This window comes from Flavobacterium flavipigmentatum (assembly GCF_020911905.1).
Taxonomy (GTDB): domain Bacteria; phylum Bacteroidota; class Bacteroidia; order Flavobacteriales; family Flavobacteriaceae; genus Flavobacterium; species Flavobacterium flavipigmentatum.
In genome coordinates this window covers 1,637,203-1,652,084 of the sequence record NZ_CP087133.1, presented here as the reverse complement: position 1 = coordinate 1,652,084, position 14,882 = coordinate 1,637,203, and the positions used below count along the sequence as shown (strand labels likewise).

Here is a 14,882-nt window from a genome sequence, read left to right as displayed (position 1 = left end):
TACAAAACCTGTTCATAATCGAGCAGGTTTTTTTTATGAATTTAGCTTTAGATAATCTTGTCATACCGAGGCACGAGTGATCACACAAGAAACTAACACAAAGAATTACTTAGATTGTCGAGCTACTTACGGAGATCCCTAGTGCCTCGTGATAAAAAAGAAACATTACACATAAAAATCAAACTTAAATTCTCTTATACAACTTATATGGTTTAAATTTCTTCAAATGGTTTAGCCTAAAAACAAAAAACCCGTTCTTTTCAGAACGGGTTTTGTAATAAGTAATCTAATGATTATGCTTCGAATGGAAGGATAGATACATAAGATTTGTTATCTCTTTTCTTTTGGAACTTAACAACACCAGCTACTCTTGCGTGTAGTGTGTGATCTTTACTGATGTAAACATTTTCACCTGGATTGTGTTTTGAACCTCTTTGTCTAACGATGATGTTCCCAGCAATAGCAGCTTGACCTCCAAAAATCTTCACGCCTAAACGTTTTGATTCTGATTCTCTACCATTCTTCGAACTACCGACACCTTTCTTGTGAGCCATGACGTATGAGTTTAAATATTGTTATTATTCTTTAGTAGCTTCTTTTTTTGCTTTTGGAGCTGCTTTTTTTGCTTTTGGAGCTTCTACTTCTTCAGTAGCTGCTTCTTCTGCTACAACTGCTTTTTTAGCTGCTGCTTTTTTAGTTCCTCCTGCTGCAGTAATACCTTCAATTACAATTTGAGTAAGATATTGTCTGTGACCATTTCTCTTTTTGTATCCTTTTCTTCTTTTCTTTTTGAAAACGATAACTTTATCTCCTTTTAAGTGTTGTAACACTTTAGCTTCTACTGAAGCACCTTCTATAGCTGGGGCGCCTAAAGTTACGTTACCGTTATCGTCTAATAAAAGAACTTTGTCAAAAGAAATTTTTGAACCTTCTTCGTTAGTCAAACGGTTAACATAAACCTTTAAGTCTTTGCTTACTTTAAATTGTTGCCCTGCTATCTCTACGATTGCATACATACCAAATTGATTTATTGATTTTTAAGGTTGCAAATATACAATTAATAATTTACTGTGCAATCTCTTACTTCAAATTTATTTTTTTCTCTTTAAGCGCTGTTTTTCAAGCTTTCTAACCACTATCAAAATCACGTTTCGAAGTAAAAGATTGTTAAAATACTCAAAAAACGAGTAGCATTCTTTAAATAATAATTAAAAAAACTTATTTTTGATGTAACTATAACCCACTATTGGCTACCTATTGTCAGGTAACTAAAAATTATTAATCTTTTATGAAAAATTCAATAATGATGTTAAGTGCTGCACTCATGCTCGGCGGAGTAGCCAATGCTCAAAAAGTAGTTTTTGACGAATACAATCTAGACAATGGCATGCATGTTATTTTCCACAACGATCCATCTGCTCCGGTAGTAATTACCTCTGTAATGTATCATGTGGGCTCAAAAGACGAGCGTCCGGACAGAACTGGTTTTGCACATTTCTTTGAACATTTATTATTTGAAGGAACTCAAAACATAAAACGTGGCGAATGGTTTAAGATCGTAACAGCTAATGGAGGAGTAAATAATGCCAACACTTCAGATGACAGAACCTATTATTACGAAGTTTTCCCATCAAATAGTTTAGAGCTTGGCCTTTGGATGGAATCGGAGCGATTGCTACATCCGGTGATCAACAAAATTGGTGTTGATACTCAAAATGAAGTTGTTAAAGAAGAAAAAAGAACACGTTACGACAATCAGCCTTACGGGAATATTTTGCCGGTTGTAAAAGAAAACATGTTCAAAAAACACCCTTATCGTTGGACCACTATTGGTTCTATGAAAGATTTGGATGCTGCAACTCTGGAAGAATTTCAAGCCTTTAATAAAAAATTCTACACACCTAATAATGCAGTTTTGGTAGTAGCAGGTGATTTTGATAAAGGAAAAGCCAAAGAATGGATTCAGAAATATTTTGGTTCAATTCCGAGAGGAGAAGAAGTTAAAAAACAAACTTTCGTAGAAGAACCCATTACGCAAACCATAAAAGCCACTTACGAAGATCCTAATATTCAAATTCCAATGGTCATAGCTTCTTACAGAACACCATCCATGAAAACAAGAGATGCCAGAGTTTTGGATTTAATCTCTTCTTATTTGAGTGATGGAAAAAGCTCTAAATTGTACAAAAAAATAGTTGATGATAAAAAAATGGCGCTTCAAATTGGAGCCGTCGGATTTAGTCAGGAAGACTACGGAATGTACATTTTATACGGTTTACCAATGGGAACCTACACATCATCAGACCTTTTGAAAGAAATGGATGAAGAAATTGTAAAAATTCAAACCGATTTGATTTCTGAAAAAGATTACGAAAAATTACAAAACAAATTTGATAATAATTTTGTGAATGCAAACTCTACAGTAGAAGGAATTGCAGAAAATCTAGCTTCTTTTTATATGCTTTATGGCGACGTAAACCTCATCAATACAGAGATTGATATGTATCATTCTATTACAAGAGAAGAGATTAGAGAAGTTGCCAAGAAGTACTTAAACCCTAATCAGCGTTTAATTTTAGATTATGTTCCTTCAAAAAAAGTTCAAAACTAAGAGTATCGAATCATGAAAAAAATACACACAATTTTAATCCTTTTATTCGTAACAGGAAGTATGCTAGCACAAGATCGTCCGCAACCTAAACCAGGAAATTCTCCCGTGGTCAACATCAAAAAACCACAAACTTTTGTTTTGGCAAACGGCATGAAAGTCCTGATAGTTGAAAACCATAAATTACCACGAGTAAGCTTTAATCTTTCTCTGGACAACGCACCTTTTACAGAAGGAAATAAAAAAGGAGTTGATGAACTGACCAGCAGCCTTATTGGCAATGGAACAAAAAAAACACCTAAAGAAACCTTCAACGAAGAGATTGATTTCTACGGGGCAAACATCAATTTTAGCTCTAATGGAGCTTTTGCCAGTTCGCTTTCTAAATATTCTGGTCGTGTTTTAGAACTTTTAGCCGAAGGAGCTTTGCAGCCTAATTTCACGCAAGTAGAATTTGATAAAGAAAAAGCCAAATTAATTGAAGGACTAAAAGCAGACGAAAAAAGCGTTCCTGCAATTGCCAATCGCGTTGTAGACGTTTTGGCTTTTGGAAAAAATCATCCATCTGGAGAATTTATATCGGAAGAAACCTTAAAAAATGTTACTCTTGCTGATGTTGAAGCAAATTATAACAACTATTTTGTTCCCGAAAACGCTTATTTGGTGGTTATTGGAGACATTAAATTTAAAGAAACAAAAGCAGCTGTAGAAAAACTTTTTAGTGGATGGAAAAAACAAACTGCCCCAAAAAGCACGTATCCAAATCCTGAAAATGTATCCAAACTTCAGATTGATTTTGTCGATGTTCCAAACGCTGTGCAGTCTGAGATTACATTGGTTAATACTGTAAATTTAAAAATGAGCGATCCTGATTTTTTTCCTGCTGTAATTGCAAATCAAATTTTGGGTGGTGATTTTAATAGTTATTTGAACATGAATTTACGCGAAAAGCACGCCTGGACGTACGGAGCAAGATCCAGCATAGGAAGCGGAAAATATGTGACTACTTTTAAAGCAACTTCTGCCGTGAGAAACGCCGTTACAGACAGTGCAGTAGTTGAATTTGTAAAAGAAATCAAACGCATTAGAACGGACAAAGTTGACCCAGAAGTTTTGAAAAATGTAAAAGCTGGTTACATTGGAAGATTTGTGATGCAAGTTGAAAAACCACAAACTGTTGCGCGTTATGCCCTTAACATTGAAACAGAAAAACTTCCGGCAGATTTTTACGAAAAATACATTCAGACCGTAAATAATGTAACTCCTGAGGACATTTATCGCGTGGCCAACAAGTATTTCTTACTGGACAATATAAGAATTGTAATTGCAGGAAAAGGTTCAGAAGTAATTGCCGGTTTGGAGAAAACTCAAATTCCATTGTTCTTTTTCGATAAATACGGAAACCCTGTAGAAAAACCAGTGACCAAAAAAGAACTTCCTGCGGGAATAACTGCAAAAAGCGTAATAGACAATTACATCAAAGCAATTGGCGGAGAAAAAGCGGTTTCGGCTGCCAAAACATTGTCAATGACAGGTTCTACTACAATTCCGCAAGCACCTACTCCTTTGAGTTTTGTTTCTAAATTAGATTCGAAAGGAAAAATGATGATCTCACTTTCTATGGGCACTATGGCTTTGATGAAACAAGTGGTAAACGAAAAAGGTGCTTATATTGAGCAGCAGGGACAACGCAAAAACTTAGAAGGAGCTGATCTTGCCGAAATGAAAGCCAGCGCCACTCCATTTGAAGAATTACAATTAAGTAAAAGAACCGACCTGAAAGTAGACAGAATCGAAGCGGTAAACGGCAATGATGCGTATGTTATTAAAGATGGCAAAACGGCTTATTTTTATGATGTAAAATCAGGTTTAAAAGTTGCCGAGTCGAAAGTAAGAGAACAAGGCGGACAATCGATGACTCAAATCACCAACTTCAATGATTACAAAGAGGTAAAAGGAGTAAAAGTTCCTTTTAATATTGTACAAAATGTAGGTTTTGAATTGGATATTAAAATGTCTGATATCAAAATCAACGAAGGGGTTTCGGATGCCGATTTTCAATAATAAAATATTTCTAAAATAAATGAAGGCTATCGTAATTGATAGCCTTCATTATTTAAAAAAACAAAAATTAAAATAAAAAAACTAAATTTCTACTGTATTTTCAACATAAGTCTCATCTGCTGCGCCGCAGCAACCATTTCTACCAAAGCTTTTTTGGTTTCCTCCCAGTGGCGTGTTTTCAATCCGCAATCTGGATTTACCCATAACTGATCGACAGGAACAACCGCCGAAGCTTTTTCTAACAATCGCACCATTTCCTGGCTCGAAGGAACACGAGGCGAGTGAATATCATACACTCCTGGGCCAATTTCGTTTGGATATTTAAAATTCGCAAAAGCGTCTAACAATTCCATTTGAGAACGCGAGCACTCAATCGTGATCACGTCAGCATCCATATCGGCAATATTCTGAATGATATCATTAAATTCGCTGTAACACATGTGCGTATGGATTTGCGTATCATCTTTTACACCTGAAGCCGAAATCCTGAAAGCTTTTACCGCCCAATCCAAATAATTGGCCCATTCTTCTTTGCGCAATGGCAATCCTTCTCGAATCGCTGGCTCATCAATCTGAATGATTTTAATTCCGGCTTTTTCCAGATCCACCACTTCATCACGAATCGCCAAAGCAATTTGAGTACACGTTACCGAACGCGGCTGATCGTTACGTACAAACGACCATTGCAAAATAGTTACTGGCCCAGTAAGCATTCCTTTTACCCACTTATTTGTCAAAGATTGTGCATACTCAGACCATTTTACTGTCATTGGGTTTGGTCGCGAAACATCTCCATAAATTACGGGCGGTTTTACACAACGACTACCATAACTTTGTACCCATCCATTTTTGGTAAACGTAAAACCAGCCAATTGCTCACCAAAATATTCTACCATATCGTTGCGTTCAAATTCGCCATGAACCAAAACATCAATACCTGTTTCTTCCTGAAAACGAATTGTAGCTTCGGTTTCTTTTTTAATCAAATCATTGTATTCCTGTGTCGTTAATTCTCCCTTTTTTAATTTTGCACGCCAGCTTCTTACCTCTGCAGTTTGCGGAAAAGAGCCTATTGTTGTAGTTGGAAACAACGGTAGATTAAGAACTTCTGCCTGAGTTTTTCTTCGAACAGCAAAAACATTTTTTCGCTGATCATCAGCAGAAGTAACTCCCGCAACACGATTTTTTACTTCATTATTATGAATTAATTTCGAAGTCTTACGATTCTCATTAGCAACGGTATTCTCTTCAAAATCAGCAGATGTTTTAGTAGCTACTTCATTAGACGCAAATTGCTTCAATAACACTATTTCGTTTATTTTTTGTTTCGCAAAAGCCAACCATTGCTTAATTTCAGGAGTCAATGTGGCCTCATTGGTTTCTAAGTCCAAATCACACGGACTATGAATTAAAGAACATGATGGCGCCACCAAAATTCTGTTTTCACCCAAAGCTGCTGTTGCTTTTTGGATCAATGCTAATGAATGCTTAAAGTCATTTTTCCAAATATTTCTACCATCCACAACTCCTAAAGAAAGACTCACAGACGGAGCCAATTGTCCCGATTCTAAAATATCATCTAATTGCGCAGGACAACGTACCAAATCTAAGTGTAAAGTATGCACTGGAAGAGCCAAAACAGTTTCTAAATTTTCACCAAAACAATCAAAATAATTGGCAAGAATGATTTTAATTCTTGGGAAACGTATGTTAATTTCGTTATACACTTCCGTGAAAGTTTTTCTTTCTTTATCCGTTAAATTTAAAGCCAAAAACGGCTCATCTAGCTGAATGTACTCGACATTCTGTGCTTGTAATTTTTCGAAAATTTCAAAATAAACAGGAAGTAGTTTGTCAATAAGATCAATTCTATCAAAACCTTCTTCTTTTTCTTTTCCTAACAACAAATACGAAATTGGACCAATCAAAACTGGCTTTGTGGCAATTCCCAAATCATTTGCTTCCTTAAATTCGTTGATTATTTTTTCTGAAAATAGCGCAAACTTCTGATTTTTGGTGAACTCGGGTACGATATAATGATAATTGGTGTCAAACCATTTGGTCATTTCCATAGCCACAACGTCCTGACCGTTTTTTTGAGCACCTCTCGCCATTGCAAAATACAAATCTAGAGACGAATTTGTATTGGCAAATTCGTTGTAACGCTCAGGAATTGCTCCCAAAGTCAAAGTCAGGTCAAGTACCTGATCGTAGAATGAAAAATCATTAGACGGAATTAAATCTACTCCTGCCAATGATTGCAATTGCCAGTTCTGACGGCGAATTTCTTTTCCAACTTCAACAAGTTCTTCTGCTGAAATTTCTCCTGCCCAGTACAATTCACTGGCTTTTTTCAACTCTCTGTTGCTTCCAATTCTAGGGTAGCCTAAATTATTCGTTTTCATCTTTATCACAGTATTTTTTACTGAACAAATTTATCTCTTTAGATTATAAAACTTATATTTGACTATTATTTAAGTAATTAAACTTATAAAAACACTTATATAAAGTTTATTATACTGACAATTGTTCTTAAAATGATATTCAACCGTAAAAAATACTATGGAAAACTTAGACAACACCGATTTAGAGATACTAAAACACCTTCAGGAGAACTCAAATATCAACACAAAAGACCTTGCGAGTAAATTATTTCTAACGGTTACACCTGTTTACGAGCGTATCAAAAAACTCGAACGCGATGGATATATCACCAAATACGTAGCTTTGTTAGATAAGAAAAAAATGAATCGCGGCATGACTGTATTTTGCAATGTTCGTCTAAAAGAACACGCCAAAAATGTGGGAAGCAACTTTGTAAAAGACATTGTTGCACTGCCCGAAATCATAGAATGCTACAATATTGCCGGTGATTATGATTTCATGCTCAAAATTTTGGTGGCAGACATGACCAGTTATCAGGATTTTGTCATGAATAAATTATCGACCATCGAAAACATAGGAAATACGAACAGTATTTTTGTCATGGGCGAAATTAAACACAGTACAGCATTGGCATTTTAGATTTTTAATTGCCTATAAACACTAAATAAAATGTATTTTTGATTCTTCTAAAATCATAATTCTAAAATCTAAAATCACCAATCTAAAATCATAATGAACTGGGAACAACTTTTATCACTCAAACGACAAGGCGACACAAGCAAAAGATTACGTATCGAACAAGACGATACCCGATTAGGTTTTGAGGTTGATTATGATCGAATTATATTTTCGTCAGCATTTCGATCGTTGCAGGATAAAACACAAGTGATTCCGCTTTCTAAAACCGATTTTGTTCACACCCGACTCACCCATAGTTTGGAAGTTTCGGTGGTGGGACGCTCTCTTGGACGTTTGGTGGGAAAAAAAATCATCGAAAAATATCCTTATTTAAAAGAAGTGCACGGTTATCACATGAATGATTTTGGCGCTATCGTTGCGGCTGCTTCTTTGGCTCACGACATTGGGAATCCTCCTTTTGGGCATTCGGGTGAAAAAGCCATCGGAGAATACTTTTCTATAGGAAACGGACAACAATTTAAAGATCAACTAACCGATAAACAGTGGCAGGATTTAATAGATTTTGAAGGAAACGCCAACGGATTTTCGGTCTTAACCGCAAGCCGTCCCGGAATAGAAGGTGGACTTCGCATTTCGTACGCCACTTTGGGTGCTTTTATGAAATATCCAAAAGAAAGTTTGCCTAAAAAACCAACCAATAATATTGCCGACAAAAAATATGGTTTTTTCCAGACCGATAAAGCTTTTTTTGAAGAAGTTGCTAAAGACATGGGTATGATTGCCAACAAATCAGGTGATGATATTGGTTTTGAAAGACATCCGCTGGCTTATTTGGTCGAGGCGGCAGATGATATTTGCTATACCATAATCGATTTTGAAGACGGTATCAATCTTGGTTTAGTTTCGGAAGATTATGCTTTAGAATACCTTATTAAACTCGTAAAAGATACTATTGGGGTTGCCAAATACAAAACTTTAACTACCAAAGAAGACCGAATTAGTTATTTACGTGCTTTGGCTATTGGGAATTTGATCAACGATGCGGTGCGAGTTTTTATCGAAAACGAAGAAGCTATTCTGGCTGGAAAATTTCCTTTTGCCTTAACAGATAAAAGCAAATACAAAGCACAAATGGATGACATCATTAACCTTAGTGTTAAAAAAATCTATCAGAGCCGCGAAGTAATAGAGAAAGAAATAGTGGGTTACGAAATCATTCAAACCTTATTAAACAAATTCATCATCGCTTTCAATAACCAATATGAAGGAAATGCTTCGAACTATGACAAGCTAATTTTGAAAATGTTGCCTGAAAAACATCATTTAGACAAAACCAATTTGTACGAGCGTCTGTTGCATATTTGTCACTATATTTCGCTATTAACCGATGGAAATGCGTTAGAATTATTCGAAACTATTAATGGCCGAAAAAAGAATTAAAACCTTAGAAAGCATAAACAATCCCAACGCCTAAAACCTGCTTCAATTGTAATCGCGGACCATCATTAACCTGAGTGGTGGTTCCTGCATCATCAACAACATCTTTTTTGGTCTTGATGTCATCATCATAAATTAGATGAACGCCAACATTGGCCTTCACATAAGCATTTACAACCAAATCCAGACGGGTATCATAATCAACATCAACATTACCAAACTTATTTAAGTAATCTGTGTAAAGGTTCAGCCTGTTCTCAAAAAAGATGTTTTTGTATATTTCGCTTTTCATATAACCGGTAAACAAAATACCAAATTCTGCCTTTACCTGTTCTCCTTCTTCTACAATAATCTGGGCCGTCGGATCGTTTGGATCTGCCATATAAACTGCTTTTTTAACACCAAAAGCACCTTGATTAGCCAAATACTGATCTAAAACCAGAGTAGTTTTTAAAGTAATTGGAGAGAAATAAAAAGTCCTGTTTTTTTCTTTATTCGAATTCTCAGCTCCCGCTCCTAAGAAAATATAAGCGGGTGCAAATGGTTTCGAAATTGCAATGTCCTTATTTGGATAATTATAACCGTTTGTAAATTGGGTATTGAAGTTGAATTTGGCAGAATAAAACCAATTCGAGGTAGTATCTTTCCTAAAACCATAGGTCGAGTTAAGCGCCATCGCATCATCAGTTTTACGAAGCTCTATACCGTCTTGCTTATTTAAACCATATTTAAGAAGAAGCTCGTTTGACCATCTATGATTTCCTTTATTATAAACTCTTGAAAATTCGCCCTTAAAAAGTCCTGAAATCGAACTTGTTCCCCCGGCACTCCAGTTTACAAAAGCAATCTCAGAAATATCAAAGCCTAATTTATTCTTTTTGGTCCAATTTGAAGGTGGCGGTGGTAATTGATTTGGACTTAGTGTGGTCTGAATAATACTTTGGGCGGATACATTTAAAGCAATCGAAAAAAGAAGCAATAAAAGAGTGAATCGAAATGATCTCATTAGGCTGATTTTTGGTTTTTTTGGTTGCGCAAAATAATTATTTTCAATGATTTGAAAAAAGATTTACCAAACTTTTAACGTCTAATTTGCATAATTGTTGTAGCTGGTTCACAGTTCCATGCTCTATAAATGCATCTGGAATTCCCAAAATTGTAATCTTATTACTAAAGTTATTTGCTGCAGCAAACTCTAAAATTGCGCTTCCAAAACCGCCACTTATTACCCCATCTTCAATAGTAATAATCGATTTAAACTTCATAAAAATTTCATTCAAAACATTGTAATCCAAAGGTTTAACAAAACAAAAATCATAATGCGCAATCTCATCCGCATTACTACATTCTTTGATAGCCAATGCCACATTATTACCAATTGTTCCTGTTGATAAAACAGCAAATTTTGAGCCTTCCTTTAATTGATTAGCAACTCCAATCTCGATACATTCATAATGTCCGAAATTTGCTACTTGCCAATTTGGCAAAACACCACGACCTCTCGGATATCGAATTGCAATTGGATTTTCTAACCCCAATTGGGCGGTATATAAAATGTTTTGCAGCGCAATTTCGTTCATTGGCGCATAAACAATCATATTGGGGATCAACCTTAAATACGCGATATCAAAAACACCATGATGTGTCGCACCGTCCTCACCTACCAGACCTGCACGATCCAAACAAAAAATAACAGGCAAGTTTTGCAAGGCCACGTCGTGAATCACCTGATCATAAGCGCGCTGCAGAAAAGTCGAGTAGATATTGCAAAAAACAACCATACCCTGCGTCGCCATTCCTGCCGCCAAAGTTACCGCGTGTTGCTCGGCGATACCTACATCAAAAGCACGTTCTGGGATTTCCTCCATCATAAATTTTAAGGAGCTTCCGGAAGGCATGGCGGGCGTGATCCCGATAATTTTGTTGTTCTTTTTGGCCAAATCTAATACCGTCAAGCCAAAAACATCCTGATATTTGGGCGGTAAATTTTCTTCAGATTTTAAGTGAATTTCACCCGTAGCAGCGTCAAACTTTCCGGGCGCATGATACACCACCTGATTTTCTTCGGCTTGCTGCAACCCCTTGCCTTTGGTGGTAACAATATGAAGAAACTTTGGCCCTTTTATCTTTTTTAATCGATTTAATTCTTTGACCAAAGCAGGAAGATCGTGCCCATCAATAGGGCCTGAATAATCAAAATTTAATGATTTGATCATGTTATTCTGCTTCGGGTTCTTTCCATTTTTAACGGCCGTTAAATATTTTTTCAGCGCCCCCACACTAGGATCAATCCCGATGGCGTTGTCGTTTAAGATGACCAAAATATTCGCATCGGTTACGCCTGCGTGGTTCAAACCTTCAAACGCCATACCCGACGCTATCGAGGCATCGCCAATAACCGCAATATGCTGTTTGTCTCTTTCTCCCTTTAATTGAGAAGCAATCGCCATCCCGAGAGCGGCAGAAATTGAGGTAGATGAATGCCCGACACCAAAGGCATCGTAGCTACTTTCGCTTCTTTTAGGAAAACCAGAAATTCCTCCGATTTGTCTGTTGGTATGAAAATTTTCTCTTCGTTCGGTTAGTATTTTATGACCATAGGCTTGATGCCCTACATCCCAAACGAGTAAATCTTCGGGGGTATTAAAAACATAATGCAACGCAATCGTCAACTCAATCACACCCAAGCTAGCGCCCAAATGCCCTTCTTTTACAGACACCACATCTATAATAAATTGACGCAGTTCCTGAGCAACCTGCGGAAGTTGCGTCTGGTCTAGTAATCGTAAATCTGCCGGATTGAATATGTTTGAAAGTAAGTTGCTTTTCATTGTAAGATAAAAAACAAATTTACGGTTTTAAATTTAATTTTCTATTCTAGATTACAGCCTCGATATAAGAGAATGCTATTGATTATTGATTTGATATTTTGAGAACTCCCCCTTGCAAACTTATTGGCAAAACATATTGTATTCGTATTTTTCTTCCGTTAGATTCTCCAGGATGCCATTTAGGAGATAATTTTAAAACTCTTTCAATCTCTTCGTCTACTTTATACCCAATCTCCTCCGAAGGTCTCCTATAAATTAAAGAGCCGTCTTTTTCGACTATAAAAGTAACACGCATCTTACTTGTTAATTGCGCTGCATCTTCAGGAATATGGAACTCATTTATAAAAAAATCGTAAAATTTTTCTATGCCACCATCAAATTCAGGTTGTATTTCAAAGGATACACCTCCGTTATATATTGGTTCTTCTTCTTTAATATTTTTATGAACTACCGTTTCGCCACAACTAATTTTAGTAGGTTTAAAATGTTTCGCATTATTTATTTTAGCCTTCCCTTTCACAAATTTCTCTTGATCCACTTTTGGAGGTGGTGGAGGTGACAGCACACTGTCTTTCGAAACATTTTTTGCAGGCAAAGTCATTCCAACCGTCATAGATTGTTTCTTTGCACTATCATCAACTACTTCTACGTTATCAATTTTTTGTTTCTTCCCATCTTTATCTGCGCAACTAAACAAAGTGGTACCCATAGCAATAAACAACGCCAGCAAAAACATTTTATGATATTGTGTTTGCGTATGCAAAACACGTATCGGAATCTGGATCGATATCGTATCTAATTGTGATGCTTTAAACCTACCGCAAATATTTTGGTTTTGATTTTGAATAAAAAATTGCTGCACTTCAGCTGGCAACATCACACTAAAATCGACAACTGTCTTGACACAACTAGCACAAAAACGACCGTTTTCAGCGGGCGTCATCTTGTTCCAGTCTTCGCTGCAAGGCTCAGGAATCGCGAGTTTAAATTTTCTTTCCATTAAATAATTGTAATTGGTAAAGTATAAGAGGAACGAACGATAGCATTATTCCGTTTTCCAGGTATCCAATTTGGAGACGTCTTCAAAACTCTAATAGCCTCTTCTCCTATTACTTTGGGGGTATTCTTAATGATATTAAAATTACTCAAACTGCCATCTTCTTCGATAACAAATAAAATGAATATTTTTCCTTTAAACTTTTCTGTCTTGTTTGGGGCTACATAATTTTTGGAGAAAAAATCGTAGAATTTTTTCATCCCACTTTCTGGAACAGGCAAAACATCCAAATCGGTTGAATTATATACAACGTGATACTTAAAACTACCTGTTTCAATAGTATTAGGTGCAACCAACACTCCTACAGTAAACCCATGACTGGGTTGTTTCTTTTCTATTTTAGATTCAACTTGATGACCATAACATGACGAAACGGCCTCGCTTTCATCTTCACTTTGCGCTGTATCGCCAACAATCTCAATTTTATCAATGCTATTTTTGTTACCATCTTTATCTGCGCAACTAAACAAAGTGGTACCCATAGCAATAAACAGCGCCAGCAAAAACATTTTATGATATTGTGTTTGCGTATGCAAAACACGTATCGGAATCTGGATCGATATTGTATCTAATTGTGATGCTTTAAACCTGCCGCAAATAGTTTGGTTTTGATTTTGAATAAAAAATTGCTGCACTTCAGCTGGCAACATCGCACTAAAATCGACAACTGTCTTGACACAGCTGGCACAAAAACGACCGTTTTCAGTGGGCGTCATCTGGTTCCAGTCTTCGCTGCAAGGCTCAGGAATCGCGAGTTTAAATTTTCTTTCCATGGTTCTGAATAGCAATATTTAAATGTAATAAAAATAATTACTTCCCTAACGCAAAAAACTTTTTTTGTCCTTTCTCTCCTTAAATCCTGCCTAATTAATGGTAATAATAAATTTAAACCCCAATATTGGCGTCTTCGATGTAAAATTTCACGTCACTTACGTGAAAGTTGACATGCTGGATGTGAAATTTGGCGTCACTTACGTGAAATTTGACGTCTTTAACGTAAAATTTGGCGTCTTCGATGTGAAGTTTCACGTCACTTACGTGAAAGTTGACGTGCTTGACGTGAAATTTCACGTCTCTGGTGTAAAATTTGGCGTCTTCGATGTAAACTTTCACGTCACTTACGTGAAATTTGACGTCTTTGATGTGAAATTTGGCGTCACTTACGTGAAAGTTGACGTGCTTGACGTGAAATTTGGCGTCCTTGATGTGAAATTTGGCGTCTCTTTATAAAATGACAGATCATTACTATCCTAAAGAGATCCAATGCTTATGACGGGTGTTGGTGTCGAGAGGACTTTATTAATTCGGAAGAAGAGGGTTATTATACCGTGTAAAATATTATTTTTGCGGTTATGATAAATCCTTTCACCGACGATTATTTTATGAAAAAGGCTTTGCAGGAAGCCGAAATGGCTTTTGAAAAAGGCGAGATTCCAGTGGGAGCCGTGATTGTTGTAGCCGACAAAGTCATTGCCAGAAGCCACAACTTGACCGAATTGCTGCATGATGTTACGGCTCATGCCGAAATGCAAGCCATAACAGCCGCTGCCAATTTTCTAGGCGGAAAATACCTGAAAGATTGCACCCTATATGTTACCCTAGAGCCTTGCCAAATGTGTGCAGGAGCTTTGTATTGGAGTCAGATTTCGAAAATTGTTTTTGGTGCCCGCGATGAGCAACGCGGTTTTATGACTATGGGTACAAAACTGCACCCAAAAACTACTGTAGTAAGCGGAATTATGGCCAACGAAGCCGCTCAACTCATGACTCGCTTTTTTGCTGAAAGACGTAAATAAAGGTATTAAAGCAAAATTTACTCGGGACACTCCTTTATAAATTTACCCCCTTAAAAGTTCTTCTA

General features: G+C 36.5%; 13 protein-coding genes. 6 read left to right on the top strand and 7 right to left on the bottom strand.

From position 1 onward, the window contains the following. Positions 1–293: 293 nt before the first annotated feature. Both rpmA and rplU read right to left on the bottom strand, forming a co-directional pair. The gene (rpmA, locus tag LNP22_RS07525; protein ID WP_035685981.1) at positions 294–554 is read right to left on the bottom strand and encodes a 50S ribosomal protein L27; all 261 of its coding nucleotides are present in this window, start codon (positions 552–554) and stop codon (positions 294–296) included. 24 nt (positions 555–578) lie between these two features. Continuing rightward, the gene (gene rplU / locus LNP22_RS07520) at positions 579–1,016 is read right to left on the bottom strand and encodes a 50S ribosomal protein L21 (RefSeq protein WP_229976001.1); all 438 of its coding nucleotides are present in this window, start codon (positions 1,014–1,016) and stop codon (positions 579–581) included. A 272-nt stretch (positions 1,017–1,288) separates the two neighbouring features. Between rplU and LNP22_RS07515 the strand changes: the two genes are divergently transcribed. Continuing rightward, on the top strand, positions 1,289–2,611 hold the full coding sequence (locus tag LNP22_RS07515) for a M16 family metallopeptidase (protein ID WP_229976000.1): 1,323 nt from the start codon (positions 1,289–1,291) through the stop codon (positions 2,609–2,611). A 12-nt stretch (positions 2,612–2,623) separates the two neighbouring features. Next, a complete protein-coding gene (locus LNP22_RS07510) occupies positions 2,624–4,672 on the top strand; it encodes an insulinase family protein (protein WP_229975999.1) in 2,049 nt (682 codons plus the stop codon). Between the two features lie 89 nt (positions 4,673–4,761). Here LNP22_RS07510 and metE read toward each other — a convergent pair whose 3' ends face one another. After that, entirely contained in the window at positions 4,762–7,077 is a 2,316-nt protein-coding gene (gene metE / locus LNP22_RS07505) for a 5-methyltetrahydropteroyltriglutamate--homocysteine S-methyltransferase (protein ID WP_229975998.1), read from the bottom strand. A 157-nt stretch (positions 7,078–7,234) separates the two neighbouring features. Between metE and LNP22_RS07500 the strand changes: the two genes are divergently transcribed. Both LNP22_RS07500 and LNP22_RS07495 read left to right on the top strand, forming a co-directional pair. Then, entirely contained in the window at positions 7,235–7,696 is a 462-nt protein-coding gene (locus tag LNP22_RS07500; RefSeq protein WP_229975997.1) for an Lrp/AsnC family transcriptional regulator, read from the top strand. A 93-nt stretch (positions 7,697–7,789) separates the two neighbouring features. After that, the gene (locus LNP22_RS07495; protein ID WP_229975996.1) at positions 7,790–9,136 is read left to right on the top strand and encodes a deoxyguanosinetriphosphate triphosphohydrolase; all 1,347 of its coding nucleotides are present in this window, start codon (positions 7,790–7,792) and stop codon (positions 9,134–9,136) included. Positions 9,137–9,140: 4 nt separating this feature from the next. On the opposite strand, the gene LNP22_RS07490 is transcribed toward LNP22_RS07495, so the two are convergent. The 4 genes from LNP22_RS07490 to LNP22_RS07475 all read right to left on the bottom strand — a co-directional run bounded on the left by LNP22_RS07490 (position 9,141) and on the right by LNP22_RS07475 (position 13,794). After that, positions 9,141–10,139: a DUF3078 domain-containing protein gene (locus LNP22_RS07490; RefSeq protein WP_229975995.1), complete on the bottom strand. Its 999-nt coding sequence runs from the start codon at positions 10,137–10,139 to the stop codon at positions 9,141–9,143. A gap of 43 nt (positions 10,140–10,182) precedes the next feature. Next, positions 10,183–11,964 carry a 1-deoxy-D-xylulose-5-phosphate synthase gene (locus LNP22_RS07485; protein ID WP_229975994.1) on the bottom strand — a complete coding sequence of 594 codons (1,782 nt, stop codon included), beginning with the start codon at positions 11,962–11,964 and terminating at the stop codon, positions 10,183–10,185. 82 nt (positions 11,965–12,046) lie between these two features. Beyond that, positions 12,047–12,964, bottom strand: coding sequence for an energy transducer TonB (locus LNP22_RS07480; RefSeq protein WP_229975993.1), 918 nt, complete (start codon positions 12,962–12,964; stop codon positions 12,047–12,049). Next, on the bottom strand, positions 12,964–13,794 hold the full coding sequence (locus LNP22_RS07475) for an energy transducer TonB (RefSeq protein WP_229975992.1): 831 nt from the start codon (positions 13,792–13,794) through the stop codon (positions 12,964–12,966). The genes LNP22_RS07480 and LNP22_RS07475 overlap by 1 nt, the downstream gene beginning before the upstream one ends. Before the next feature lie 97 nt (positions 13,795–13,891). Between LNP22_RS07475 and LNP22_RS07470 the strand changes: the two genes are divergently transcribed. Next, positions 13,892–14,251: a hypothetical protein gene (locus tag LNP22_RS07470; protein ID WP_229975991.1), complete on the top strand. Its 360-nt coding sequence runs from the start codon at positions 13,892–13,894 to the stop codon at positions 14,249–14,251. 122 nt (positions 14,252–14,373) lie between these two features. Next, on the top strand, positions 14,374–14,817 hold the full coding sequence (locus tag LNP22_RS07465; RefSeq protein WP_229975990.1) for a nucleoside deaminase: 444 nt from the start codon (positions 14,374–14,376) through the stop codon (positions 14,815–14,817). Positions 14,818–14,882 lie beyond the last annotated feature (65 nt).

Bases quoted from the DNA above. Each gene is read 5' to 3' on its own strand.
- LNP22_RS07510 (WP_229975999.1), top strand. From the start codon at position 2,624: ATGAAAAAAATACACACAATTTTAATCCTTTTATTCGTAACAGGAAGT.
- rpmA (WP_035685981.1), bottom strand. From the start codon at position 554: ATGGCTCACAAGAAAGGTGTCGGTAGTTCGAAGAATGGTAGAGAATCA.
- LNP22_RS07515 (WP_229976000.1), top strand. From the start codon at position 1,289: ATGAAAAATTCAATAATGATGTTAAGTGCTGCACTCATGCTCGGCGGA.
- LNP22_RS07500 (WP_229975997.1), top strand. From the start codon at position 7,235: ATGGAAAACTTAGACAACACCGATTTAGAGATACTAAAACACCTTCAG.
- LNP22_RS07465 (WP_229975990.1), top strand. From the start codon at position 14,374: ATGATAAATCCTTTCACCGACGATTATTTTATGAAAAAGGCTTTGCAG.
- LNP22_RS07470 (WP_229975991.1), top strand. From the start codon at position 13,892: ATGGTAATAATAAATTTAAACCCCAATATTGGCGTCTTCGATGTAAAA.
- LNP22_RS07490 (WP_229975995.1), bottom strand. From the start codon at position 10,139: ATGAGATCATTTCGATTCACTCTTTTATTGCTTCTTTTTTCGATTGCT.
- LNP22_RS07485 (WP_229975994.1), bottom strand. From the start codon at position 11,964: ATGAAAAGCAACTTACTTTCAAACATATTCAATCCGGCAGATTTACGA.
- metE (WP_229975998.1), bottom strand. From the start codon at position 7,077: ATGAAAACGAATAATTTAGGCTACCCTAGAATTGGAAGCAACAGAGAG.
- LNP22_RS07495 (WP_229975996.1), top strand. From the start codon at position 7,790: ATGAACTGGGAACAACTTTTATCACTCAAACGACAAGGCGACACAAGC.
- LNP22_RS07475 (WP_229975992.1), bottom strand. From the start codon at position 13,794: ATGGAAAGAAAATTTAAACTCGCGATTCCTGAGCCTTGCAGCGAAGAC.
- LNP22_RS07480 (WP_229975993.1), bottom strand. From the start codon at position 12,964: ATGGAAAGAAAATTTAAACTCGCGATTCCTGAGCCTTGCAGCGAAGAC.
- rplU (WP_229976001.1), bottom strand. From the start codon at position 1,016: ATGTATGCAATCGTAGAGATAGCAGGGCAACAATTTAAAGTAAGCAAA.